This is a genomic window from Rhodobacter capsulatus (genome assembly GCF_003254295.1).
Classification (GTDB): domain Bacteria; phylum Pseudomonadota; class Alphaproteobacteria; order Rhodobacterales; family Rhodobacteraceae; genus Rhodobacter; species Rhodobacter capsulatus.
This window is the reverse complement of sequence record NZ_QKZO01000001.1, coordinates 313,145-336,411: the sequence shown is the minus strand read 5'-3', so window position 1 is coordinate 336,411 and position 23,267 is coordinate 313,145. Positions and strand designations below refer to the sequence as shown.

22 protein-coding genes are annotated in these 23,267 nt (G+C 66.7%); 12 read left to right on the top strand and 10 right to left on the bottom strand.

Going from position 1 to position 23,267, the window contains the following annotated elements; translation table 11 throughout:
- Nucleotides 1-3: 3 nt before the first annotated feature.
- From LY44_RS01625 to topA, 4 genes are all read right to left on the bottom strand, one after another.
- Nucleotides 4-999: a lysylphosphatidylglycerol synthase transmembrane domain-containing protein gene (locus LY44_RS01625; protein WP_055212151.1), complete on the bottom strand. Its 996-nt coding sequence runs from the start codon at nucleotides 997-999 to the stop codon at nucleotides 4-6.
- Nucleotides 1,000-1,218: 219 nt separating this feature from the next.
- Complete coding sequence (locus LY44_RS01620; RefSeq protein WP_055212153.1) at nucleotides 1,219-1,845, bottom strand: 3-oxoacid CoA-transferase subunit B; 627 nt, start codon at nucleotides 1,843-1,845, stop codon at nucleotides 1,219-1,221.
- Nucleotides 1,846-1,848: 3 nt separating this feature from the next.
- Nucleotides 1,849-2,550, bottom strand: a complete 702-nt coding sequence (locus tag LY44_RS01615) for a CoA transferase subunit A (protein WP_055212155.1) — start codon at nucleotides 2,548-2,550, stop codon at nucleotides 1,849-1,851.
- 75 nt (nucleotides 2,551-2,625) lie between these two features.
- Nucleotides 2,626-5,262 (bottom strand): type I DNA topoisomerase, encoded by a 2,637-nt coding sequence (gene topA / locus LY44_RS01610; protein WP_055212157.1) that lies wholly within the window; start codon nucleotides 5,260-5,262, stop codon nucleotides 2,626-2,628.
- A gap of 112 nt (nucleotides 5,263-5,374) precedes the next feature.
- On the opposite strand from topA, the gene LY44_RS01605 reads away from it, so the two are divergent.
- Nucleotides 5,375-5,818, top strand: a complete 444-nt coding sequence (locus LY44_RS01605; protein ID WP_055256464.1) for a hypothetical protein — start codon at nucleotides 5,375-5,377, stop codon at nucleotides 5,816-5,818.
- 29 nt (nucleotides 5,819-5,847) lie between these two features.
- Here LY44_RS01605 and dprA read toward each other — a convergent pair whose 3' ends face one another.
- Nucleotides 5,848-7,014, bottom strand: coding sequence for a DNA-processing protein DprA (gene dprA, locus LY44_RS01600; RefSeq protein ID WP_055212161.1), 1,167 nt, complete (start codon nucleotides 7,012-7,014; stop codon nucleotides 5,848-5,850).
- A gap of 183 nt (nucleotides 7,015-7,197) precedes the next feature.
- Nucleotides 7,198-8,619 (bottom strand): metalloprotease TldD, encoded by a 1,422-nt coding sequence (gene tldD / locus LY44_RS01595; protein ID WP_055212163.1) that lies wholly within the window; start codon nucleotides 8,617-8,619, stop codon nucleotides 7,198-7,200.
- 159 nt (nucleotides 8,620-8,778) lie between these two features.
- Here tldD and thrC point away from each other — a divergent pair, with 159 nt between their 5' ends.
- Genes thrC through LY44_RS01575 form a run of 4 tightly spaced genes read left to right on the top strand, consistent with a single transcriptional unit; the run spans nucleotide 8,779 to nucleotide 13,504 of the window.
- Nucleotides 8,779-10,185: a threonine synthase gene (thrC, locus tag LY44_RS01590; protein WP_055212487.1), complete on the top strand. Its 1,407-nt coding sequence runs from the start codon at nucleotides 8,779-8,781 to the stop codon at nucleotides 10,183-10,185.
- Entirely contained in the window at nucleotides 10,182-11,441 is a 1,260-nt protein-coding gene (locus tag LY44_RS01585; RefSeq protein WP_055212165.1) for a M16 family metallopeptidase, read from the top strand. Before thrC ends, LY44_RS01585 begins: the two co-directional genes overlap by 4 nt.
- Entirely contained in the window at nucleotides 11,441-12,025 is a 585-nt protein-coding gene (locus LY44_RS01580) for a GNAT family N-acetyltransferase (RefSeq protein ID WP_055212167.1), read from the top strand. The genes LY44_RS01585 and LY44_RS01580 overlap by 1 nt, the downstream gene beginning before the upstream one ends.
- A gap of 54 nt (nucleotides 12,026-12,079) precedes the next feature.
- Nucleotides 12,080-13,504 carry an FAD-binding oxidoreductase gene (locus LY44_RS01575; RefSeq protein ID WP_223230702.1) on the top strand — a complete coding sequence of 475 codons (1,425 nt, stop codon included), beginning with the start codon at nucleotides 12,080-12,082 and terminating at the stop codon, nucleotides 13,502-13,504.
- A 152-nt stretch (nucleotides 13,505-13,656) separates the two neighbouring features.
- Here LY44_RS01575 and LY44_RS18400 read toward each other — a convergent pair whose 3' ends face one another.
- On the bottom strand, nucleotides 13,657-13,788 hold the full coding sequence (locus tag LY44_RS18400) for a hypothetical protein (protein WP_262985673.1): 132 nt from the start codon (nucleotides 13,786-13,788) through the stop codon (nucleotides 13,657-13,659).
- A 132-nt stretch (nucleotides 13,789-13,920) separates the two neighbouring features.
- Between LY44_RS18400 and LY44_RS01570 the strand changes: the two genes are divergently transcribed.
- Nucleotides 13,921-14,307 (top strand): hypothetical protein, encoded by a 387-nt coding sequence (locus tag LY44_RS01570; RefSeq protein WP_055212169.1) that lies wholly within the window; start codon nucleotides 13,921-13,923, stop codon nucleotides 14,305-14,307.
- Between the two features lie 51 nt (nucleotides 14,308-14,358).
- Here the strand turns inward: LY44_RS01570 and LY44_RS01565 are convergent, their stop codons facing one another.
- The gene (locus LY44_RS01565; protein ID WP_013068789.1) at nucleotides 14,359-14,889 is read right to left on the bottom strand and encodes an adenine phosphoribosyltransferase; all 531 of its coding nucleotides are present in this window, start codon (nucleotides 14,887-14,889) and stop codon (nucleotides 14,359-14,361) included.
- Between the two features lie 3 nt (nucleotides 14,890-14,892).
- A complete protein-coding gene (locus LY44_RS01560; RefSeq protein ID WP_081024510.1) occupies nucleotides 14,893-15,771 on the bottom strand; it encodes an S-methyl-5'-thioadenosine phosphorylase in 879 nt (292 codons plus the stop codon).
- A 123-nt stretch (nucleotides 15,772-15,894) separates the two neighbouring features.
- Here LY44_RS01560 and LY44_RS01555 point away from each other — a divergent pair, with 123 nt between their 5' ends.
- Nucleotides 15,895-16,782, top strand: a complete 888-nt coding sequence (locus LY44_RS01555; RefSeq protein ID WP_055212173.1) for a DMT family transporter — start codon at nucleotides 15,895-15,897, stop codon at nucleotides 16,780-16,782.
- Between the two features lie 82 nt (nucleotides 16,783-16,864).
- Nucleotides 16,865-18,106 carry a glycosyltransferase gene (locus tag LY44_RS01550; protein ID WP_055212175.1) on the top strand — a complete coding sequence of 414 codons (1,242 nt, stop codon included), beginning with the start codon at nucleotides 16,865-16,867 and terminating at the stop codon, nucleotides 18,104-18,106.
- 221 nt (nucleotides 18,107-18,327) lie between these two features.
- On the opposite strand, the gene LY44_RS01545 is transcribed toward LY44_RS01550, so the two are convergent.
- Nucleotides 18,328-18,918: a flavin reductase family protein gene (locus tag LY44_RS01545; protein ID WP_055212177.1), complete on the bottom strand. Its 591-nt coding sequence runs from the start codon at nucleotides 18,916-18,918 to the stop codon at nucleotides 18,328-18,330.
- Between the two features lie 77 nt (nucleotides 18,919-18,995).
- Between LY44_RS01545 and LY44_RS01540 the strand changes: the two genes are divergently transcribed.
- The 4 genes from LY44_RS01540 (at nucleotide 18,996) to cydB (ending at nucleotide 23,255) form a co-directional block, all read left to right on the top strand.
- Nucleotides 18,996-19,481 (top strand): GNAT family N-acetyltransferase, encoded by a 486-nt coding sequence (locus tag LY44_RS01540; RefSeq protein ID WP_055212179.1) that lies wholly within the window; start codon nucleotides 18,996-18,998, stop codon nucleotides 19,479-19,481.
- A 52-nt stretch (nucleotides 19,482-19,533) separates the two neighbouring features.
- A complete protein-coding gene (locus LY44_RS01535; RefSeq protein ID WP_055212181.1) occupies nucleotides 19,534-20,292 on the top strand; it encodes an EcsC family protein in 759 nt (252 codons plus the stop codon).
- A 220-nt stretch (nucleotides 20,293-20,512) separates the two neighbouring features.
- Nucleotides 20,513-22,093, top strand: a complete 1,581-nt coding sequence (locus tag LY44_RS01530) for a cytochrome ubiquinol oxidase subunit I (protein ID WP_055212183.1) — start codon at nucleotides 20,513-20,515, stop codon at nucleotides 22,091-22,093.
- A gap of 4 nt (nucleotides 22,094-22,097) precedes the next feature.
- Nucleotides 22,098-23,255 (top strand): cytochrome d ubiquinol oxidase subunit II, encoded by a 1,158-nt coding sequence (gene cydB, locus LY44_RS01525; RefSeq protein ID WP_055212185.1) that lies wholly within the window; start codon nucleotides 22,098-22,100, stop codon nucleotides 23,253-23,255.
- The last annotated feature ends 12 nt before the right edge of the window (nucleotides 23,256-23,267 follow it).

Here is a 23,267-nt window from a genome sequence, read left to right as displayed (position 1 = left end):
CCCCTATGCCGCCGCCCGGGCGGCGGCGCGTTCGGCGACGGGGAAGACGGCCAGACCGATGGCGATGGCGAACCAGAGCGTGGTGAGCCGGATCACCGCCGTCGCCGGAACCGAGGTTTCCAGCGGCACACCCTCCAGCGAGAGCAGCGCGACCATTGCCGCCTCGGCGCCGCCAAGGCCCCCGGGGGCGCCGGTCAGACCGCCCGCCAGCGTCGCGAAGACGAAGATCGAGACGGCTTTCCACAGCCCGATCTCGGCGCCCAGGAAGCCCAGAAGCAGGTGAAAGGCATAGCCCTCGGCGAGCCAGCCCAGAAAGCCGAGCCCCAGCACCAGCGCCAGTGTCGGGCCGTGGCAGAACCGCGTCAGCAAGCGTGCGGCGCCGCGGGCGCGGGCAAAAAGCCGGGGAAATCGGCCGAAGCTGCGGTAAAGCCGGGTGACGAGCGCAGCAAGCAGCCGCGGCCGCGTGGCGAATATGGCCGCGGCGAGGGCGAATGCCGCCACCGGCGCCGCCCCGGTGATCCTGCCCGCGGCAAGCGTCAGCCCCAGCGCCAGCAAAAGTGCCATCACCGCCAGATCGCCCGCCCGGTCCATCAGGGCAAGCGGCGCCGTGCGCTCGGGTGCCCAGCCGGTTTCGCGCTTCAGCCAGCGCATCCGCACCAGTTCCCCCAGCCGTCCGGGCGTCACCGACAGCGCAAAGCCGCCGAAGTAATGGCGCAGGTTCTGCGCAAAGCCGGTCGGCAGGCCCAGCCGCCGCGCCAGCCCGTGCCAGCGCAGGCTGCGCAGCAGATAATTCCCCGCCGAGAGCGCCAGAAGCGCCGCCACCTGCCAGGGTTGCAACCGGGCCAGCTGCGCGCCGATCTCGGCCCAGCCGGTGGCCGTGCCAAGGCTCCAGAGCCCGAGCCCGAGCCCGACAAGGGCGATCAGACCGAACACCACGGCCTGTTCGCGGCCGGGGCGCGCGGGATCGGGGGCAAGTCTGTCGGGGCCTTGGCGCATCATGCCCGGTGATCTACGGGGCAACTTGGGCGGCAAGATGACGCTTTTACGCATTCGCGAACCCTGTTTCCCCAAAAGAAAGGGGCGCTGCCCCTCGCGGCTTTGCCGCTCACCCCGGCGTATTTGCACCAGGAAAAGGACCCGTTGCTTTTTCCTGGCCCAAATACGCCCTTCGCGCCGCAGGCGCAAAGCCCCGCCGCAGGCGGGGCCCTGCCTTGACACTCAATCGACGATCGTCGCCTCGGTGGCGGCGCGCAGCTCCGCCTCGGTCACGCCGTCCGCCAGCTCGACGATCTTCAGCCCGCCCGGCACGACATCCAGCACACCGAGGTTCGAGATGATCCGGTCCACCACCGCCTTGCCCGTCAAGGGCAGGGTGCAGGCCTGCAGCACCTTCGATTCGCCCGCCTTGTTGGTGTGATCCATCACCACGACGACACGCTTGACCCCGGCCACAAGGTCCATCGCCCCGCCCATGCCCTTGACCAGTTTGCCGGGGATCATCCAGTTCGCCAGATCGCCCTGTTCGGACACTTCCATCGCGCCGAGGATCGCCATCGCGATCTTGCCGCCGCGGATCATGCCAAAGCTCGTCGCAGAATCGAAATAGGCGGTCTGCGGCAGCTCGGTGATCGTCTGCTTGCCCGCGTTGATCAGGTCGGGGTCTTCCTCGCCCTCAAAGGGAAAGGGCCCCATGCCGAGCATGCCGTTTTCCGATTGCAGCGTGACACTGACGCCCTCGGGGATGAAGTTCGGCACGAGCGTCGGAATCCCGATGCCGAGGTTCACATAAGTCCCGTCTTTCAGTTCCCTGGCGGCCCGCGCCGCCATCTGGTTGCGATCCCACATGGCTCAGGCCTCCCGCTTTCTGGTGGTGCGTTGCTCGATCCGTTTCTCGTGTTGGCCCTGAATGAGCCGGTGCACATAGATCCCGGGCAGGTGGATATGGTCGGGGTCAAGCGCGCCCAGCGGCACGATCTCCTCGACCTCCATCACGCAGACTTTCCCGCACATGGCGGCGGGCGGGTTGAAGTTGCGCGCGGTCTTGCGGAACACCGCATTGCCCGAGGGATCGGCCTTCCACGCCTTGACGATCGAGACATCGGCGGTGATGGCGCGTTCGAGGATATAGGTCTCGCCGTCGAAGTCCTTGTGTTCCTTGCCCTCGGCAACGACGGTGCCGACGCCGGTTTTCGTGTAGAACCCCGGAATGCCGCAGCCGCCCGCCCGCATCCGTTCCGCCAGCGTGCCCTGCGGGTTGAATTCCAGCTCGAGTTCCCCCGACAGATACTGGCGCATGAATTCGGCATTCTCGCCGACATAGGAGGAGATCATCTTCCGGATCTGCCGGGTATCAAGCAGCTTGCCCAGACCGAAGCCGTCCACGCCGCAGTTGTTCGAGGCGATGGTGATATCCTTGATGCCGCTTTCGACCAGCGCGTCGATCAGCAGTTCGGGGATGCCGCACAGGCCGAACCCCCCCGCCGCCAGCATCATCCCGTCGGAGAGAAGCCCGTCAAGGGCCTCCCGCGCCGAGCCGTAGATCTTGTTCATGAAACCCTCCCGTTACCTTGCGCAAAGCTTCGCAAGGCCGTGGCACGGTGTCAATTGCCGCGTCGCGGCGAGGGCTCAGTCCTCGACCACGTCGCCTTCGGGCGCGGCCTTTTTCGGGGCGGCCTTCTTCGCCGCGGGCTTCTTGGCGGCGGTCTTCGTAGCCGTCTTGGTCGCGGCCTTCTTAGCTGCCGGTTTCTTCTCGGCGGCAGGTTTGGCGGCCTTTTTCGGCGCCGCCTTCTTGCCGCCCTTGCTCGCCTTGGCCTCCAGCAGCGGCAGGGCTTCCTCCAGCGTCATCGCCTCGGGGGCAAGGTCCTTGGGCAGCGTCGCATTGACCTTGCCCCATTTCACATAGGGCCCGTAGCGGCCGGGCATCACCTGCACGACGCCGCCATCGGGATGCTCGCCCAGGTCTTTCAGCGGTTGCGCCGCCGCCGCGCCCCGACCCGCGCCGCGCGCCGCCTTTTGCGCCAGAACCTCGACCGCGCGGTTCATGCCGATGGTGAAGACCTCCTCGACATCGGGCAGGTTCGCGTAAGTGCTGTTGTGCTTCACATAGGGGCCGAAGCGGCCGATGCCCGCCTCGACCAAAGCGCCGTCTTCGGGGTGATTGCCGATCGGGCGCGGCAGGTTCAAAAGCTGCAACGCGCGGTCCAGATCGATGCTTTCGGGCGACCAGCCCTTGGGCAGGCTCGCCCGCGGCGGTTTCGGCGCTTCCTCCGTCGGCTCGCCCTTTTGCACATAGGGGCCGAAACGGCCGACGCGCAGCGTGATCTGCGCGCCTTCGTCCTCGCCCAGCACCTTGCCATCCAGAACGCCCGCTTCGCCATCGGCAGGGGCGGAAAGCGGCCGCGTGTAACGGCATTCCGGGTAATTGCCGCAGCCGATGAAGGCCCCGCCCGAGCGCGCGGTCTTCAGATGCAGCCGACCGGCCGAGCAGACCGGACAGGAGCGCGGGTCCGAGCCATCGGCGCGCGCCGGGTAAAGATGCGGGCCCAGAACCTCGTCGATCTTCGAGAGCACCTCGCCGATGCGCAGATCCGCAGTCTCGCCCAAAGCGGCCGAGAAATCGCGCCAGAACCTGGCCAGCACGTCCTTGTAGGGACGGTCGCCCGCGGAAATGTCATCCAGCTCCGTTTCCAGATCGGCGGTGAAATCATATTCGACATAGCGGCGGAAATAGTTCGACAGGAAGGCCGTCACCAGCCGCCCGGTGTCCTCGGGGATCAGCCGGTTCTTGTCCTTGCGCACATAGCCGCGGTCAACGATCGTCGTCAGGATCGAGGCATAGGTGGAGGGCCGCCCGATGCCAAGCTCCTCCATCCGCTTCACCAGCGTCGCCTCGGTGTAGCGCGGCGGCGGCTGGGTGAAGTGCTGCTCGGGGGTGATCGCGCCCTTTTTGGCGGGCTCGCCCGCCATGATCTGCGGCAGCCGGGCGCCATCTTCGCCCTCGTCATCGTCGCGGCCCTGATCGTAGATCTTCAGGAAGCCGTCAAAGGTCACCACCTGGCCGGTGGCGCGCAGCTCGACCTCGTTGTCTTTTGATCCGACATCGACCGTGGTCCGTTCCATCACCGCGGCCGACATCTGGCTGGCCAAGGTGCGCTTCCAGATCAGGTCGTAAAGCTTGCCCTGATCATCGGCGAGCTTCAGCTTGTCCGGGCTCTGGCTCATGTCGGTGGGGCGAATGCATTCATGCGCTTCCTGCGCGTTCTTCGCCTTGTTCTTGTACATCCGCGGCGAGGAGGGCACGTATTTCTCGCCGAACCGGCGCTTGATCTCGTCACGCGCGGCCATCACCGCCTCGGGCGCCATGTCGATGCCGTCGGTCCGCATGTAGGTGATGTGCCCGGCCTCATAAAGCCGTTGCGCCGCCGACATGCAGGCCTTGGCGCCCATGCCGAACTTGCGCGAGGCCTCCTGTTGCAGGGTCGAGGTCATGAAGGGCGGATAGGGGTTGCGGGTGGCCGGTTTCGCCTCGACCGATTTCACGGTGAGATCGCGGCTCGTCACGGCCTGCACGGCGAGTTCGGCGTCGGTCGCCGTCGTCAGGTCGAACTTGTCGAGCTTCTTGCCCCCCAGAACCGTCAGCCGCGCGGTGAAGGTCTGGCCGCGCGGCGTCGTCAGCTCGGCCGTCACCGTCCAGTATTCCCGCGCCCGGAACGCCTCGATCTCCATCTCGCGCTCGACGATCAGCCGCAGGCAGACCGACTGCACCCGACCGGCCGATTTCGCGCCCGGCAGCTTGCGCCACAGCACCGGCGAGAGGTTGAACCCCACCAGATAATCCAGCGCCCGCCGCGCCAGATAGGCATCGACGAGCGCCTGATCGACCTCGCGGGGCGCCTTCATCGCCTCGGTGATCGCCGATTTGGTGATCGCGTTGAAGGTGACGCGGCTGACCTTTTTCTTCTTCAGCTTCGAAGCCAAAGCCTGCTGCAGGTGCCAGGAAATCGCCTCGCCTTCGCGATCGGGGTCGGTGGCGAGGATCAGTTCGTCGTCATTGGCCAGCGCGTCGGTGATCGCCTTGATATGCTTCCTGCTGTCCGCCGCGACTTCCCATTTCATCTCGAAATCCGCCTCGGGATCGACCGAGCCATCCTTGGGCGGCAGATCGCGGACGTGACCGAAGGAGGCCAGAACGGTATAGTCGGAGCCCAGATACTTGTTGATCGTCTTGGCCTTGGCGGGGGATTCGACAACGACAACGGCCATGACTTCCTCTCGAACACGCGTGCAAACGGCTTGGCGGCGGAACATGTGGGGGGTTTGCGGCAAATGTCAATCCGGCTTCGGTCGCAGCCGGTACGGGCGGAAAGGGGGAAAGATGCGGGGAATTGCGATTCTGGGGATGGTCCTGGCGGCTGGCACGGCGGCGGCGGGCGACTGGGAAAGCCCGGCGCGGGGCTCGCAACTGCGGGGGGATCTGCTCGATGCGCTGCGCCCGAGGGTGGAGTGGCAGCTGGGCGCGCCGGTCGAATTCGTGGTGACCGAGATGCGGGTGAAGGGCGATCACGCCTTTGCCACGCTGGTGCCGCAGCGCCCGGGCGGCGGGCGGATCGACATGGCGCAGACGCCGATGGTGCTGCGCGAGGAATTCGACCCGGAGCTGGCCGAAGGGGGCGATCATGTCGAGGCGCTCTGGGTGAAATCCGGACGGCAATGGGTGGCGGTGCATCATGCGGTGGGCGCCACCGATGTCTGGTATTCCTGGGAGCCGATCTGCGCCGAATTTCGCGACGTGATTCCCGAGGCCTGCGGCGGCATGTGAGGCCGCGCCCGGATCAGTTGCGCCCGGAATCAGCCGCGGCTGAGCAGCCCGCCCGGATGACGGGTGATTTCGCCTTCGATTTCAAGGCCGATCACCTCGCGCGACAGGGTGGCGGCATCGATGCCCAGATCGCGGATCACTGTATCTTCGGGCGTCGGCGCGGGGCCGAGCAGGGCAAGCAGCCGCGCGCGCAGCCCCGTCCCGGCGGCTTTCGCGACGGTTTTCGCGACGGTTTTCTCGGCGGCGGGTTGCGGCGGTGTGTCGGGCTGGGAGGGCGGTCGCGGGTCCGGTCGGGGCGGGGCGGCAAGGCCCATCGCTTCGATCACATCCTCGGCGCCGCGGATCAGCACCGCGCCGTCGCGGATCAGCATGTTGCAGCCTGCGGCGCGGGCATCCATCGGATGACCGGGCACCGCCATCACCTCGCGCCCGTAATCGAGCGCCATCCGCGCGGTGAGCAGGCTGCCCGAGCGCGCCGCGGCCTCGACCACCAGCGTCGCCCGGGAAAGCGCCGCGATGATCCGGTTGCGCTGCGGAAAATGCCGCGCCTGCGGCTCGGTGCCCGGGGGCAGTTCCGACAGCAGCAGCCCTTCGGCGGCGATGCGCCCGGCCAGATCGCGATTCTCGGGCGGATAGATCACCTCGATGCCGCCCGCCATCACCGCGATCGTGCCGGTGGGCAGGGCGGCGTCATGCGCCGCGGCGTCGATGCCGCGCGCCAGCCCCGAGACGACGGCGAATCCCGCCCGCCCCATCTCCTCGGCCAGTTTGCGCGCCATCCGCTGCCCCAGCGACGAGGCATTGCGCGCGCCGATGACCGCCACCCGCGGACGGGCGAGCAGATCGACCCGGCCGCGCGCCCAAAGCAGCGGCGGCGCATCGGGAAAATCGAGCAGATCGGCGGGATAGCCCGGCCCCCCGGGCAAAAGCAGCCGCGCCCCGGCACGACGGCCCGCGGCGCGTTCCGCCTCGGCCACGCCGGGCGGGCAGGGGCTGTAATCGGAAGATCCGGCGGCCCGGGCGATGCCCGGAAGCGCGTCCAGCGCGGCGGCGGCGCTGCCATGGTCTTTCAGCAATCGGTGGAAGGTCGTGGCCCCGACACGACGGGAGCGAGCGAGACGGAGAAACGAGAGCTCGTCTTCTTCCGTGGTGGGTGGGGTGAAGGGGGTGGGGTAAGAAAACAAACTTGTTTTCATCCGTCCCTCCGCCTCGTCGCAAGATCAAATTGCCCCATTAATCTTAACAAATAATTACCAAGACAACTATTCGCCTCAAAGTTGATGAAAATTTTCCGATAACACGCTTCAATTGCGAAGACTGCCCGGATCGGCACGGTGTTTCGGTGCATCCATGCGCAAAAGCGGCCGGGCGGCGGCGAATCAGGCGGCCGAGCCGCCCACGGTCAGCCCGCCGATCAAGAGCGTCGGTTGCCCCACGCCCACCGGCACCCATTGCCCGGCCTTGCCGCAATTGCCGATGCCGGGATCGAGCGCCAGATCGTTGCCGATGGCGCGGATCTGCTTCATCGCGGCCGGGCCATCGCCGATCAGCGTCGCCCCGCGCAGCGCCGCGCCCACCCGGCCATTCTTCACCCGATACGCCTCGGTGCAGTTGAAGACAAACTTGCCATTGGTGATGTCGACCTGCCCGCCGCCGAAACCCACGGCATAGATCCCGTCCTTCAGATCGGCGACGATGGCGGCGGGGTCCGTTTCGCCCGCCAGCATGTAGGTGTTCGTCATCCGCGGCATCGGCGGATGGGCGTGCCCCTCGCGGCGGCCATTGCCGGTCGGCGCAACGCCCATCAGCCGGGCGTTCTGCCGGTCCTGCATGTAGCCGACCAGCACGCCATCCTCGATCAGCACGGTGCGGTTCGAGGGCGTGCCCTCGTCATCGATGCTGATCGAGCCGCGCCGGTCGGGGAGTGTGCCGTCGTCCAGCACCGTGACCCCCTTCGCCGCGACCTGCTGCCCGATCCGGCCGGAAAAGGCCGAGGATTTCTTGCGGTTGAAATCGCCCTCCAGCCCGTGGCCCACGGCTTCATGCAGCATCACCCCCGGCCAGCCCGGACCCAGCACGACATCAAAGGCCCCCGCGGGCGCGGGTTCGGCCGACAGGTTCACCAGCGCGATCCGCAGGGCCTCGCGCGCGATGGGCTGCCAGTGGCCGGGCGCGATCAGCCCCGCCAGACCGATCCGGCCGCCGCCGCCATTCGTGCCGCTTTCGCGCCGGCCGTTTTCCTCGACGATCACCGACACATTCACCCGCGCCATCGGCCGGATGTCGGACAGGATCCCGCCTTCGGGGCGCAGGATGAACACCTCCTGCAGGCTGGCCGCCACCGTCGCCGTCACCTGCACCACGCGCGGGTCGAGATCGCGGGTGAAGGCGTCGATCTCGCGCAGGATGTCGATTTTCGCGCCGAAAGCGGCATCGGCCATCGGATCGGCTGCGGCGTAAAGATGCCGGTTGGTGCGCGCGGGCGGCGGCGCCATCACCCCGCCGCCATCGCCCACGGCGAGCCGCGCCGTCTCCGCCGCCCGTTTCAGCGCGGCTTCCGAAATCTCGGTCGCATGGGCATAGCCCGTCACCTCGCCGCGCACGGCGCGCAGCCCGAAGCCTTCGGAGGCGTCATAAGAGGCGGTCTTCACCCGGCCATCGTCGAAGACGAGGCTCTCCGAGCGCATCCGTTCCAAAAACAGCTCGCCATCATCGGCCCCCGCCGTCGCCGCGTGCAAGATCGCCAGCGCGGAGGCCTCGTCGATCTGCGTCTCGAAGGGGGCGAAGCGGTCCTGGCTCATCTGCGGCTCCTTTGTGCTTCCTTGCAGATATAGCCGCCCCGGGCGAAAGGAAAGGCAATCGCGCAAAAGCGAAGGCGGCAAGGCCCCGGCCTTGATGCTTGGGGCTGACAAGGTTTTCGTTCTCGCGTATCACGCAGCATCAAAACCGAAGGGCGAATGATGCGTTATATCTCCACCCGGGGGCAGGCCCCGGTCCTGAGCTTTGCCGAAGCCATGCTGACCGGGCTTGCCCGCGACGGCGGACTTTACGTCCCCGAAACGGTGCCGAGCCTGAGCAAGGCCGAGATCGCCGCACTGTCGGGGCAAAGCTACGAGGAGGTGGCCTATCGCGTGATGGCGCCGTTCGTCGGCGACACTTTCACCGAGGCAGAGCTGAAAGGCGCCATCGCCAAGGCCTATGCGGGCTTCGGCCATGTGGCGCGGGCGCCGCTGGTGCAGCTTGCGCCCGGGCATTTCCTGCTCGAGCTTTTCCACGGTCCGACGCTGGCGTTCAAGGATTTCGCCATGCAGATCATCGGCCAGCTGTTCCAGATCGCGCTGGCAAAACAGGGCAAGCGCATCACCATCGTCGGCGCCACCAGCGGAGACACCGGCTCGGCGGCGATCGAGGCCTTCAAGGGCCTTGAGAATGTCGATGTCTTCATCCTGTTTCCGCATGGGCGCGTGTCCGATGTGCAGCGCCGTCAGATGACGACGCCGCCCGAGAGCAACGTGCATGCGCTGGCGCTGTCGGGCACGTTCGATGATTGCCAGAACCGGCTGAAAGACATGTTCAATGACTTCGCCTTCCGCGACGAGGTGGGGCTGGCCGGTGTGAACTCGATCAACTGGGCGCGGGTGCTGGCGCAGGTGGTCTATTATTTCACCGCCGCGGTCAGCCTGGGCGCGCCCGGCCGCAAGATCAGCTTCACCGTGCCGACGGGGAACTTTGGCGATATTTTCGCGGGTTTCATCGCGCGGGAAATGGGCCTGCCGATCGAGCAGCTGGTGATTGCCACGAACCAGAACGACATCCTGCACCGCTGCCTGACGACGGGCGAATACCGGATGGACGGGGTGAAACCCTCGATCAGCCCGTCGATGGACATTCAGATTTCCTCGAATTTTGAGCGCGCGCTCTTTTGGGCCTATGGCAAGGACGGCGCCGCCGTGGCGCAGCTGATGGAGGAGCTGAAGAGCAAGGGCGGCTTCACCGTCAGCCAAGGGGCGCTGGAGGCGCTGCGCGAGACCTATGCCTCGGGCCGCGTGTCGGAGGCCGAGACCGCGCAGACGATCACTGACGAGCTGGCGCGTTCGGGCGAGCTTTTGTGCCCGCATTCGGCCGTGGGCGTGCGGGTGGGTCATGCGCACACCCGCCCCGAGGTGCCGATGGTGACGCTGGCCACCGCGCATCCGGCGAAATTCCCCGATGCGGTCGAGGCCGCCACCGGTATCCGCCCGCCGCTGCCGCCGCGCATGGCCGATCTGTTCGACCGCCCCGAGCGGGTGACGCGGGTGCCCAATGATCTGGCGGCGCTGGAAGCGCTGATCCGCAAGGCCAGAACGCTTGGGGAGTCCCGGGCATGATCGAGCTGACCACGCTGCCCAATGGCCTGCGCATCGTCACCGAGCGCATGCCGGGCCTTGCCTCGGCCTCGGTCGGCGTCTGGGTTCTGGCGGGCGGCCGCCATGAACGGCTGGACCAGAACGGCATCGCGCATTTTCTGGAACACATGGCCTTCAAGGGCACGAAGACCCGCACCGCGCTTCAGATCGCCGAGGCGATCGAGGATGTGGGCGGCTATATCAACGCCTATACCTCGCGCGAGGCGACGGCCTATTACGCCCGCGTGCTCAAGGCCGATGTCGGTCTGGCGCTCGACGTGATTTCCGACATCGTGCTGAATTCCGTCTTCGATCCGCGCGAGATCGAGGTCGAGCGCCATGTGATCTTGCAGGAAATCGGTCAGGCGCTCGATACGCCCGACGACATCATCTTTGACTGGCTGCAGGAGGCCGCCTATCCCGATCAGGCGATGGGGCGCACGATCCTTGGGCCGTCGGAGAACATCGAGCGCTTCGGCCGCGCCGATTTCGAGCGTTTCGTGGCAGAGCATTACGGGCCGGATCAGATGATCCTGTCGGCGGCAGGCGCCGTGGATCACGCCGCGATCGTGAAACAGGCCGAGCGGCTTTTCGGCCATCTGCGCCCGATCGGCGCCCCCGCGGTGCAGCTGGCGCGCTGGTCGGGCAACGAGCGGCGCGAGCTGAAAGACCTGGAACAGGTGCATTTCGCGCTGGCCTTCGAGGGGCCGGGCTATCGCGACGCCGATCTTTACACCGCGCAGGTCTATGCGACGGCGCTGGGCGGCGGCATGTCCTCGCGCCTGTTCCAGAAGATCCGCGAGGAACGGGGCCTGTGCTATTCGATCTTTGCCCAGGCCGGGGCCTATGACGACACCGGGATGATCACGATCTATGCCGGCACCTCGGGCGAGGAAGTGGCGGATCTTTGCGGTCTGACCATCGACGAGCTGAAACGGGCCGCCGAGGACATGACCGAGGCCGAGGTGGCGCGCGCGCGGGCGCAGATGAAGGCGGGGATGCTGATGGGGCTGGAAAGCCCGTCCAGCCGGGCCGAGCGGATGGCGCGCAATCTGGCGATCTGGGGCCGGGTGCCGGGGCTGGAGGAAGTCTCGACGCTGATCGATGGCGTGACGGTCGAGGCGGTGCGCTCTTATGCCGGGCGGATGATCGCGCAGGACCGCACGGCGCTGGCGCTTTACGGGCCCGCCGAAGCGGCGCCCGATCTGGCGGGGCTGCGGCGGAGGCTCGCGGCCTGATGTTCCTGCGGCGTCGGAAACCCCAGGTCGAGACCGAGCGGATGACGCTGCGTCTGCCTGCGCATTCCGATTTCCGCGACTGGGCCACGCTGCGTGCCGAAAGCCGCGATTTCCTGACGCCCTGGGAACCCGCCTGGTCGGCCGAGCATCTGGGCCGCAAGGCCTTTGCCAACCGGGTCTACTGGGCGGCCCGGGCCGAGGCGGCGGGCACGGCGCTGCCGTTCTTCCTGATCGAGCGGGCGACGGGGCGGGTGCTGGGGGCGATCACGCTGGACAACATCCGCCGCGGTCCGGCGCAGGCGGGGACTTTGGGCTATTGGGTGGGCGCGCGCCATGCCCGGCAGGGTTTCATGCGCGAGGCGATCGCGGCGGTGGTCGATCACGCCTTCGGGCCGATGGATCTGAGCCGGATCGAGGCCGCCTGCCTGCCGGAAAACGCCGCCTCGCGCGGGGTGCTGGAGAAATCCGGCTTCAAATACGAGGGCGTCTCGCAGGCCTATCTGCAGATCAACGGGCGCTGGCGCAACCATGTGCTTTACGCCAACCTGCGCCCGGATCGGCGCGGGCGCACCGATATCGGCTGAGGAAGCCGGGGGGCTTCGCGCCCCCCGGACCCCCCGCGAGGTATTTGAGGCAAGATGAAGGGGAAAGCCGTGCTGAACCCGGCGGATGCTGCTTTTGTGAAACGATTGGCCGTGGCGGTGCCTGGGCTGTGGCTGGGCGCGGCCGAGCCGCGCTATCTGGAAGAGCCGCGCGGGCGTTGGCGGGGCCAGGCGGGCGTTCTGGCGCGGCCCGAAACGGTGGCGCAGGTCTCGGCGCTTCTGGGCTTTTGTCATGCCGAACGGGTGGGGGTCGTGCCCTTTGGCGGCGGCACCGGGCTTGTCGGCGGGCAGGTGGCGTCCGAGGGGCCGGTGCCGGTGGCTCTGAGCCTCGAGCGGATGCGGGCGGTGCGGCAGGTCGATGGCCAGGCGCTGGTGATCGAGGCGGGGGCGACGCTGCAGGCGGTGCAGGACGCGGCCGCGGCGGTGGGCAAGCGCTTTCCGCTGACGCTGGCGTCGCAAGGTTCCGCGCAGATCGGCGGTTGTCTCGCGACGAATGCGGGCGGGGTGAACGTGCTGCGCTATGGCACGGCGCGGGCGCTCTGTCTGGGGCTCGAGGTGGTGCTGGCCGATGGCACGATCTGGCACGGGCTGAAGCGTCTGGCCAAGGACAACACCGGCTATGACCTGCGTGATCTGATCATCGGCTCGGAAGGGTCTTTGGGCATCATCACCGCGGCCAGCCTGCGGCTGCACGAGCCCCCCGCGGTCGAGGGGGTGGCGCTGCTGGCGGTGCCCTCGCCCGCGGCGGCGGTGGCGCTTTTGGGTCTGGCGCAGGCGCGGTTTGCGGGCTGTGTCTCGGCTTTCGAGCTGATCTCGGGGCAGGGGCTGGCGTTTTTGCGCGAAGTCGGCCCCGAGGTGGCGCTGCCCTTTGCCGCCGATCCCGATTGGTCGGTGCTGATCGAGCTGGGCCTGCCCGCCGGGATGGAGGCCGAAGCGGCTTTCGCCGATCTTTACGAGGCCGCGGGCGATCTGGTGAGCGATGCGGTCGTGGCGCAATCGGGGGTGCAGGCGGCGGCATTATGGCAGATGCGCGAATCGATCCCGCTGGCGAACCGCCGCATCGGCGCGATTTCCAGCCATGACATCGCCGTGCCGGGGGCCGACATCCCGGCCTTCATCGCCGCCGCGACGGAGATGCTGCGCGAGATCGGCGATTTCCGGCTCAACTGTTTCGGCCATGTCGGCGACGGCAATCTGCATTTCAACGTCTTCCCGGCCGAGGGGCGGCGGCGCGAGGAGTACGAGGCGATCCGCTCGGAGGTGATGGCGGCGGTGCATCGGCTGGTGGTCAAGCGGTTTGACGGCTCGATCTCGGCGGAACACGGCATCGGGCGGCTGAAGGTGGGCGAGCTGGCGCGCAGCGCGGCCCCGGCGAAGATGGCGATGATGCGGGCGATCAAGACGGCGCTGGATCCGCGCGGCATCCTCAATCCCGGGGTGATCCTGCCCGCCGCAAGCTGAGCGGAGCCGGAAAGGAATGCGCCCTGCCGGGGTAGGCAGGGCGCTGCACTTTTGGTTCACGTGTTTGCAAGCAGCCGAACCATCAGGCCCGCTCTGAGTACCGCGATTCGGGTTGCCAAAAGGTTAATGCTGTTAACTCCCCTGAGCTTCTCTCACGCGGTCACAATCTTGAACACCATCTGCGTCATGAACAGCCCTGCCGAGATATAGACGGCACGGCGGAACCCGTCTTCACTGGTCCAGGATTGCCCCATCGCGAGCAGCAAGCGCAGCAGCGCGGACACGGCGACGTGCGCGTGGCAATTGCATGGATCGGATCGTGGTCACAAACGAAACGGGGCCCGGTCGGGAGAAAACAACGGGATTGAAACTTGTTTCGCGCATGACTGCATCCGGGAGTTGATTGGAGAAACCAAATGCTGACCAATCTGAACGCGTCTGTCCCGGGGCAAGTCTATCGGCTGATCGACGTGATCGGTCCGCCCGTTCCCGCGACTGACAAGGCCGCGATCAAGGGCCAGGAGGCGCAGCTGAATTATTGGCAGGCCGAACTGGACGCAGCGCAACGCGCAGCGGAAGTCGGGGCGAAATTCGCCGCGGGAATGCGGGACACACTGGCGATCTTCACCTCTGTCGGAGATACGGCCATGCAGGCGTATTTGCACGACGAACTGGTGCAACAAGACCTCCTGGCCGCATCCGCAAAGGACGCGGCCGACACGGCAGCGCGGGAATTGACGCCGAAAATCGCGCAGCTGACCGCGCTGATCGCGGCCTTGCGCACGCCGACCGATATAGCATGAGGGGGCAGCCTTTTCGGGGCGGAGGCCCCGGAAAGGCTGCTTGTCAACGCCTTACGCGCCGTCGAATTCGCACAGGACATGCACCTGCATGCCCAGATCGCGCAGCAGGTTGCGCCCGCCCAGTTCCGGCAGATCGACGATGAAGGAACAGCCGACAATCTCGCCGCCCAGACGCTCGACCAGCTTGATCGCCGCCTCGCAGGTGCCGCCCGTCGCCAGCAGATCATCGACCACCAGCACCTTCTCGCCCGGCTGGATCGCGTCGTCATGCAGCTCCATGATCGCTTCGCCATATTCGAGCTTGTAGGATTGCGAAATCGTCTGCCCGGGCAGCTTGCCCTTTTTCCGGATCGGCACGAAGCCCTTGGAAAGCTGGTGCGCGATGGCGCCGCCCAGAATGAAGCCGCGCGCTTCAAGCCCGACGACCTTGTCGATCTGCTCGCCCGCCCAAGGGTGCAGAAGCTGGTCGATCGCCATGCGGAAGCCGCGCGGATCCGCGAAAAGCGTGGTGACATCGCGGAACATGATCCCCTCGTGCGGGAAGTCGGCGATGGTGCGGATGTAATCCTTGACGGTCTTCATCGGTCAGCCTTTCAGGACGCGGCCCATCACGGGCATCAGTCGGGCAATCACTTCGGGGTCGCGTTTGGCGGGGGCGGTCATGATCGCGCCATCGAGCACATGGGTGCAGCCCTTTTCGCAAGGCGTGGCCGGGCCTTTGAGAAGCGCGGGCAGGGCGGCGACCAGCGACCGCGCCTTTCCGGCATTGGCGATCGCCGTGGCCACCACCTGCGCCACATCGACCGCATCATGGTCCGGGTGCCAGCAATCGTAATCGGTCACCATCGCGACGCAGGCATAGCACAGTTCGGCCTCGCGGGCCAATTTCGCCTCGGGCATCCCGGTCATGCCGATCACATCGGCGCCCCAGCTGCGGTAGAGGCGGCTCTCGGCCAGCGTCGAGAATTGCGGCCCCTCCATCGCGACATAGGTGCCGCCCTCGTGCACCGTCACGCCGGTCGCCCGCGCGGCCTCGGCGCAATGGGCCGAAAGCCGCCCGCAAACCGGATGCGCGACCGAGACGTGCCCCACCAGCCCGGTCTCGAAAAAGCTCTTCACCCGGGCAAAGGTGCGGTCGATATATTGATCGATGATGACGAAATCGCCGGGCGCATAGTCCTCTTTCAGCGAGCCCACGGCCGAGACGGCGACCAGATCGGTCACGCCCATCATCTTCATCGCCGCGATATTGGCGCGGTAATTCACCGTCGAGGGGGTGAAGCGGTGCCCCCGCCCATGCCGCGGCAGAAACGCCATCCGCACGCCATGGAGCCGCCCGGTCAGGATCTCGTCCGAGGGCGCGCCAAAGGGGGTCTCCACCGGTTGCCATGTCGCCTCTTCGAGCCCGTCGATGTCATAGACACCCGAGCCCCCCATCACCCCGATCATCCGGTCTGCAGTCATTCCAAAGTCCTCGCCCTGGCCCTTCGCGGCCGCGCGCAGCTTAGGCGGGCGCGGCGGAACGGAAAAGACCATAGAACTCCGCCGCTCCGCGTCATATTTACACCTCAGGGGCAGGGAGAGAGCATGGATCACCGCAGCGAACTGGGCGCCGAAAACATCCGCGGCGCGGGGCTGATGACGCTGGCCATGGCGCTCTTCGCGCTGGAAGACATGTTCGTCAAGAAGGCGGCGCAAAGCCTGCCGGTGGGCGAGGTGCTGATGCTCTTTGGCGTGGGCGGGATGATCTGCTTTGCGGCGCTGGCGCTCGCCTCGGGGCAAGGCCTCTGGCATCCGGCGGTGGCCAGCCGGCTGATGGGGATCAAGGCCGGGTTCGAGATCACCGGGCGGCTGGGCTACACGCTCGGCATCGCGCTGACGCCGCTTTCGAACGCCTCGGCGATTCTGCAGGCGACGCCGCTTGTCGTCGTGGCGGGGGCGGCGCTGATCTTTCGCGAACGGGTGGGGGCGGCGCGCTGGGCGGCGGTGGCGATCGGCTTTCTGGGCGTGCTGGTGATCCTGCGCCCGGGGCTCGACGGTTTCGTGCCCGCCGCGCTCTGGACGGTTCTGGGGCTTCTCGGTTTTGCCGGGCGCGATCTGGCCACCCGCGCCGCGCCCAAGGTGCTGACGAATTTCCAGCTTGGGCTTTACGGTTTTGCCGCGCTGATCCCGGCGGGCGGCCTCATCCTTGCCGTCACCGGCGGCGCGGTGGTGCCCGCCCCCGCAAACCTGTTGCCGGTGCTTGGCGCGGTGCTTTTTGGCGTCACCGCCTATTGGGCGTTGACCAAGGCGATGCGGACGGGCGAGGTCGCCGTCGTCACCCCCTTCCGTTACACCCGGCTGATCTTCGCGCTGGGCCTCGGCATTCTTGTCTTCGGCGAAAGTCTGGATGCCGCGACGCTGGCGGGCGCCGCCCTTGTCGTCGCCTCGGGGGTCTACACGCTTCTGGCGGGGGCAAGGCGGCTGAAACGCTGATCTTTCATCTTGCCCGAAATACCTCGGGGTGCGGGGCAGAGCCCCGCTTGCACGGCCATTTCCCCGCGCCTAACCTGCGGCCATGAAACCCGTGATCGTCTTTGTTTCCGCCGTCACGCCGGGCCAATTCAACGGCCTGGCCGAATATCTGCACGCCGCCGGTCTGGCCGAAACCTGGTATCTGACCTCCAGGGGCCATGTGAAAACACATGGCGCGAAATTCAGCCGCCTGCTGCCCTTCACCCCCGACGGGCCGATCACCGGGGCGCAGGGCTATTATTACTCCGACAAGGCCGAACGCTCGGCGCGGATTTCGCGCGGCGTGCTGAGCGCGCTGACCGAGCTGCGCCGCAAGACCCGCATCGATCTGGTCTTCGCCCATGGCATGTGGGGGGCGCCGCTGTTTCTTTATGACGAGATCGACGCCGCCATCGCCTCTTATATCGAGTTTCCAAGCTACGCCGCGCATGGCTGGGACAAGCGCTATCCGCCCGATCTGAGCCAGCGGCTTTCCGATCGCAACATGGAGATGCTGAGCTTCCATCAGATCCTGAAATCGGATCTGACCATCGTGCCCTCGGCCTATGCGCGCAGCCTTCTGCCTGCCGAGCTGCAGCCGCGGGTGGCGGTGCAGTTCGAGGGCTTCGAGATCAAGCCGCTGCCGCCCGCGCCGCCGGGCCCCTTCACCATCGGCTTTTCCGCCCGCGATCTGTCGAATTGCAAGGGCTTCGACATCTTCGTGCGGCTGGTCGACCGGCTGGTGCGCGAGGGCACGGCGGATCGGCTCGGCCTGCGCTTCGCCGCGATCGGCGATCCCAAGGCCACGACCTACGGCTATGAACAGCAATGGGTCGAGAAGGCCCTTGGCAAGGGCGCCAGTTTCGCCGAATATCTGGTGCGGAGCTATCCGGCCGGGGGCGAGCGCATCCTGTTCCCGGGCAAGCTGCCCTATGACACCTTCGTCGAGGCTTTGGCGCAGGTCGATCTGTTCCTGTACCCGCTGCGCTTCGGGGTGGGGAACTGGGGGCTGATGGAGATCCTCGCCCGCGGCAAGCCGGTGATCGCCTCGAACGCCACCTTTGCCCCCGAGATGATCGAGGACGGGGTGAACGGCGTGCTTCTGCCGGTGGGCGAAAACGGCGAGGATGATCAGTGGATCGCCGCAATCGAGCGGCTGGCGGGCGATCCGGCCCTGCGCGCGCGGCTGGGGGCGGCGGCGGCAAAGCGCGGCCGGGCCTATCATCTGGACCAGGTCGCGCCGCGCTACATGGCACTGTTCGACCAGGCGATCGAAACGGGCAAACGCCGGATTGCCGGGGGCTGATCCGGCCGAGGGCCGGTTCGGGCGGAAAAGGAAAGGCACCGCCTTTCCCCGCCCGTTGCGCCCGGGTTGCGCCAAGACCGTTTCAGCAAGACGCACCAGAGGTCGGCGCCCGTCCCGGCGGGCGAGAAGCGCGGCGGGCGCTGGCCGGGACGCTTTGGCGCCCCGGCGGTCACGGGGCCGCTGTTCCGCGGGGCCTCGGCAATGGCCTCGGCCAGATCGCCTCAGGGCCGCGCCATCTCGAAGGTCTCGGTCACCGTCGCGTAATCCATGTAGCCCAGACGGCTCAGCCGGTCGGGCGGGCAGTAACGGCCGTCGATCAGGCAATCGGGGCGGATATGCACGCCGACCACCGCGCCATGCACCAGAAAGTTGCTCTGCCCCAGAAGCGGCACGATCTGCACCAGACGGCATTCCAGCGCCGCAGGCGCCGCCGCCACGCGCGCGCAATCGATCATCTCGCACCCGGCCTTTTCCAGCCCGGCCGCCAGAAACTCATCCTCCCCCGCCGCCAGCATCGCGGACGTCGCGTTCATCTGCGCCGCCAGCGCCGAGGTGACAAGGTTCACGCAAAACACCCCGCTTTCGCGGATCTGCGTCAGCGTATCTTTCGTGTCGCCACGGTCGGGCTTGGCCGCGGTCGAGGCGAAGACCACCTGCGCCGGGCTGGCCGAGACGGCGGTGAAAAACGAATAGGGCGCCAGATTGTCGCCCATCTGCCCGCGCGTCGAGATCCAGCCGATGGGACGCGGCGCGACGATGGCGTGGAACGGATCATGGGGCAGGTCGTGACCCTTGTCGGGGCGGTAGAACATGCGCGGCTCCTTTGATTTGAACCTGACATAACCGCGTGTTAGGCGCCTTTCGAGGGCGAATCGCAAAGGGTCGGGGCATGTATCAGCTCGAAGAAGAGACCGAAGCCGACTGGTGGGAGGTCGAGGCACTTTATGACCTGTGTTTCGCCCCGGGCCGCACCGCGCTGTCGTCTTACCGGCTGCGCGATGGCGTCGAAAAGGTGGCGCCCCTTTGCCTTGTGCTGCGCGAAGATGGCGTTCTGGCGGCGGTGATCCGCTACTGGCCGGTCAAGGTCGGCGGGCAGCGCGTGCTGCTGCTGGGCCCGGTCGCCGTGCACCCGACGCGGCAGGGCGAGGGGCTGGGCGGCCTTCTGATGCATGAAAGCCTGGCCGAGGCGCGGCGTCTGGGCTGGGAACGGGTGCTGCTGGTGGGCGACGCGCCTTATTACAATCGCTTCGGTTTTGAAAAGATCGCGGGGGTGGAGATGCCGCCCCCCACCAACCCCGACCGGGTTCTGGCGCTGGAGCTGATCCCCGGCGCCTGGGCGGGCCTGCGCGGCCCGGTGGAAAAGTTCCTGCCCTGATCTTTCGCCCCCCGCCCGGCCTACCCATATTCGGGCGAGCCAAGGGGGAGCCATGCAACCTGAAATCCTGTATCCGATCACCGACAAACGCCTGACGGATGAACTTGACCTGCTGGCGCGGCGGCATCGCGCGGCCTCGGGGCCGATGATGCAGGTGATCACGCTTGTCGGCACCGGCGCCGAGACGGTTCTGGGCAAGCTTGCCAGCCCGGTCCGCGACCGGCTGGAGGGCGCCACCGAACGGGCGCTGGAAACCGCCTTCACCGTCGCCACCCGCTCGCGCGAGGTGGTGGCGGACCGGCCCGACTGGATCAACACCGCGCTGGCGACGGCGATGGGGGCGGCGGGCGGTGTCGGCGGTCTGCCCGGGGCGCTTGCCGAACTGCCCTTCACCGTGACGATGCTGTTGCGCGCGATTCAGGGCATTGCCGCCGAACATGGCTTCGACCCCGAGAGCGACGAGGTGCGGCTCGAATGTCTGCGCGTCTTTGCCGCCGCGGGGCCCTTGGCGCGCGATGACGGCGCCGACATGGGCTTTCTGGCGGCGCGGCTGACGATCACCGGACCGGGGCTGAACAGCCTGATCGCAAAGGTGGCGCCGCGGCTGGCGGCCGTGCTGGGGCAGAAACTGGCCACCCAGGCGGTGCCGGTTCTGGGCGCGGTGGCGGGGGCGGCGGTGAACTATGCCTTCACCAGCTATTATCAGGACATCGCCCGGGTGCATTTCGGCCTCAAGCGGCTGGCCCGCGACAGCGGCGAGGACGAGGGCCTTTTGCGCGAGGAACTGGTGATGCGGATCACCCGCCGCTGAGCCGCATTTCGCAGTCCCGGAAACATATTCATTGAACCGCAAGTGTCGGGGTGCCAAGGTGGCGCCGACCGAGACCCCGGTCCGCCGCCTTGCCGGAATGCTGCTGTGACAATTTGTCCCCCTGCGACAGGCCGCGCAGGGGTGGTCGTCGCCGGGTTTGGCCATAGCTGAGCCACATGCCTGCAAGGGACGCTGCGGGCGCACCACCTTGGAGAGAACGATGGAGTTCGGATTAGTCGAGCTGTCACGGCTGCAATTTGCCTCGACAGCGATGTATCACTTCCTTTTCGTGCCGCTGACTTTGGGTCTGTCGATCCTCGTCGCCACGATGGAGACGGTCTATGTGATGACCGGCCGCCCGATCTGGCGGCAGATGACGAAATTCTGGGGCACGCTGTTCGGGATCAACTTCGTTCTGGGCGTCTCGACCGGGATCACGATGGAATTCCAGTTCGGGATGAACTGGGCCTATTACAGCCATTACGTCGGCGACATCTTCGGCGCGCCCCTGGCGATCGAAGGGCTGATGGCGTTCTTTCTGGAAGCGACGCTGGTCGGGATCTGGTTCTTCGGCTGGGAAAAGCTGACGGCGCGGGCGCATATGTTCGTGGCCTGGGGCGTCGCCATCGGCTCGAACTTCTCGGCGCTGTGGATCCTGATCGCCAACGGCTGGATGCAGAACCCGGTGGGGGCCGTCTTCAACCCGATGACGATGCGGATGGAGCTGGTCGATTTCTACGCCGTGCTGTTCAACCCGGTGGCGCAGGCGAAATTCGTCCATACCGTCTCGGCGGGCTATGTGACCGCCTCGATCTTCGTGATCGGCGTCTCGTCCTGGTATCTGCTGCGCGGCCGTCACATCGACCTTGCGCGGCGCTCGATCGCCGTCGCCTCGGCCTTTGGCCTGGCGGCGAGCCTTTCGGTGATCGTGCTGGGCGACGAGTCGGGCTATGAGGCCACGCACAACCAGCGCATGAAACTGGCCGCGATCGAAGGCATGTGGGAAACCGAGGAAGCCCCCGCCTCGTTCAACCTCTTCGGCATCCCCGATCAGGAGGCGCGGGAAACCAAATATGCGATCAAGATCCCCTATGTGATGGGGCTGATCGGCACGCGGTCTTTGACCACCGAAATGCCCGGCATCAAGGAGCTGGTGGCACAGGCCGAAACCCGCATCCGCTCGGGCGTGATCGCCTATGACGCGCTGCTGCAGATCCGCGCCGCGAAAGGCGATGTCACCCCCGAAGTCAAGGAAACCTTCGAGGCGCATTCGGCCGATCTCGGCTATGCGATGCTGCTGACGACGGTGGTCGAGGATCCGAAACTGGCCACCGATGCGCAGATCAGCGAAGCGGCCTGGAAGACGGTGCCGCAGGTGGCGCCGCTGTTCTGGAGCTTCCGGATCATGGTGGCGGCCGGGTTCTTCATGCTGGCCTTGATCGGCTACATGTTCTTCACCTCGAACTTTCGCGGCGGGCGCTTCCCGACCTGGGTCTTGCGCGTGGCGGTCTTCGCGATCCCGGTGCCGTGGATTGCCGCCGAAACCGGCTGGTTCGTCGCCGAATTCGGCCGTCAGCCCTGGACGGTGGATGGGCTTCTTCCCACCGCGCTCTCGGTGTCGAACCTGTCGATCTGGGATGTGGTGCTGACGCTCGCGGGCTTCGTGACGCTTTACACCGTGCTTCTGGTGATCGAGATCAAGCTGATGCTGGCGGCGATCCGCAAGGGGCCGACGCATGACATCGAGGTGGTCGAAGCCTGGGCCGCCAAGCGCCGTCCCGTTGCCAAACCTGCGGAGTAAGACCATGATCCTGCATGAACTTCTGAGCTATGAAATCCTGCGCGTGATCTGGTGGGTGCTTTTGGGCGTGCTTCTGATCGGGCTTGCCGCGACCGACGGGTTTGACATGGGGGTTGCGGCGCTGAACCCCTTTGTCGCGAAATCCGACGCCGAGCGGCGCGTCGTCATCAACACCATCGGCCCGGTCTGGGAAGGCAACCAGGTCTGGCTGATCCTTGGCGGCGGGGCGATCTTTGCCGCCTGGCCGCCGCTTTACGCGGTCAGTTTCTCGGGCTTCTATCTGGCGATGTTCCTGGTTCTGGCGGCGCTGATCCTGCGGCCGGTGGGGTTCAAGTATCGCAACAAGAAGGAAAGCCCCGTCTGGCGCACGCGCTGGGATTGGGCGCTGGTGGTCGGCGGTGCGGTGCCCGCGCTGATCTTTGGCGTCGCGGTCGGCAACGTGCTGCAGGGCGTGCCCTTCACGCTCGACGAGACGCTGTTGCCGATCTATCCGGGCAATCCGCTCTCGAAGCTTCTGGGCCTGCTGAACCCCTTTGCGCTGTTCGTCGGTGTCGTGTCGCTGGCGATGCATATCGCCCATGGCGCGACCTGGCTGGTCTTGAAGACCGAGGGCGCGGTGCAGGCGCGGGCGCGGCGGATCGGCAGCTGGGCGGGGGTCTTGACCATCGTCACCTTTGCCCTGGCGGGGGTCTGGCTTGCTTTCGGCATCCCGGCCTATCAGTTCGTGACCGAGCCCGACCCCTTCGGCCCCTCGAACCCGCTTTTGTCCGAGGTGGTGCGCGGCGGGTCCTGGCTCGACGCCTATCAGACCCGGCCCTGGATCGCGATTGCGCCCGCGCTGGCGGTGCTGGGTCTGGGCAGTGCGGTGGTGCTGATGCGGCTCTGGAGCGGCTGGGCGGTGACGGCCTCGATGGTCGGCATCTTCGGCGTGATCTCGACCGTGGGGCTGAGCATGTTCCCCTTCATCCTGCCCTCGTCGCTGAACCCCTCGGCCTCGCTGACGGTCTGGGACAGTTCCTCGTCGCAGATGACGCTGTTCATCATGCTGGTCTCGACGGTGATCTTTCTGCCGATCATCCTGGCCTACACGTCCTGGGTCTACAAGGTGCTCTGGGGCAAGGTGCGCCCCGAGGACATCGCCCGCAATCCGAATGCTTACTGAGGGAGATGCAAC

Coding starts and splice junctions, on each gene's coding strand:
- LY44_RS01565 (WP_013068789.1), bottom strand. CDS start 14,889: ATGAAGACCGTCAAGGATTACATCCGCACCATCGCCGACTTCCCGCAC.
- LY44_RS01530 (WP_055212183.1), top strand. CDS start 20,513: ATGGAGTTCGGATTAGTCGAGCTGTCACGGCTGCAATTTGCCTCGACA.
- LY44_RS01580 (WP_055212167.1), top strand. CDS start 11,441: ATGTTCCTGCGGCGTCGGAAACCCCAGGTCGAGACCGAGCGGATGACG.
- LY44_RS01615 (WP_055212155.1), bottom strand. CDS start 2,550: ATGAACAAGATCTACGGCTCGGCGCGGGAGGCCCTTGACGGGCTTCTC.
- LY44_RS01540 (WP_055212179.1), top strand. CDS start 18,996: ATGTATCAGCTCGAAGAAGAGACCGAAGCCGACTGGTGGGAGGTCGAG.
- LY44_RS01570 (WP_055212169.1), top strand. CDS start 13,921: ATGCTGACCAATCTGAACGCGTCTGTCCCGGGGCAAGTCTATCGGCTG.
- LY44_RS01535 (WP_055212181.1), top strand. CDS start 19,534: ATGCAACCTGAAATCCTGTATCCGATCACCGACAAACGCCTGACGGAT.
- topA (WP_055212157.1), bottom strand. CDS start 5,262: ATGGCCGTTGTCGTTGTCGAATCCCCCGCCAAGGCCAAGACGATCAAC.
- dprA (WP_055212161.1), bottom strand. CDS start 7,014: ATGAAAACAAGTTTGTTTTCTTACCCCACCCCCTTCACCCCACCCACC.
- LY44_RS01560 (WP_081024510.1), bottom strand. CDS start 15,771: ATGACTGCAGACCGGATGATCGGGGTGATGGGGGGCTCGGGTGTCTAT.
- LY44_RS01585 (WP_055212165.1), top strand. CDS start 10,182: ATGATCGAGCTGACCACGCTGCCCAATGGCCTGCGCATCGTCACCGAG.
- LY44_RS01555 (WP_055212173.1), top strand. CDS start 15,895: ATGGATCACCGCAGCGAACTGGGCGCCGAAAACATCCGCGGCGCGGGG.
- LY44_RS01620 (WP_055212153.1), bottom strand. CDS start 1,845: ATGTGGGATCGCAACCAGATGGCGGCGCGGGCCGCCAGGGAACTGAAA.
- cydB (WP_055212185.1), top strand. CDS start 22,098: ATGATCCTGCATGAACTTCTGAGCTATGAAATCCTGCGCGTGATCTGG.
- LY44_RS01550 (WP_055212175.1), top strand. CDS start 16,865: ATGAAACCCGTGATCGTCTTTGTTTCCGCCGTCACGCCGGGCCAATTC.
- LY44_RS01625 (WP_055212151.1), bottom strand. CDS start 999: ATGATGCGCCAAGGCCCCGACAGACTTGCCCCCGATCCCGCGCGCCCC.
- LY44_RS01545 (WP_055212177.1), bottom strand. CDS start 18,918: ATGTTCTACCGCCCCGACAAGGGTCACGACCTGCCCCATGATCCGTTC.
- thrC (WP_055212487.1), top strand. CDS start 8,779: ATGCGTTATATCTCCACCCGGGGGCAGGCCCCGGTCCTGAGCTTTGCC.
- LY44_RS01575 (WP_223230702.1), top strand. CDS start 12,080: ATGAAGGGGAAAGCCGTGCTGAACCCGGCGGATGCTGCTTTTGTGAAA.
- LY44_RS01605 (WP_055256464.1), top strand. CDS start 5,375: ATGCGGGGAATTGCGATTCTGGGGATGGTCCTGGCGGCTGGCACGGCG.
- tldD (WP_055212163.1), bottom strand. CDS start 8,619: ATGAGCCAGGACCGCTTCGCCCCCTTCGAGACGCAGATCGACGAGGCC.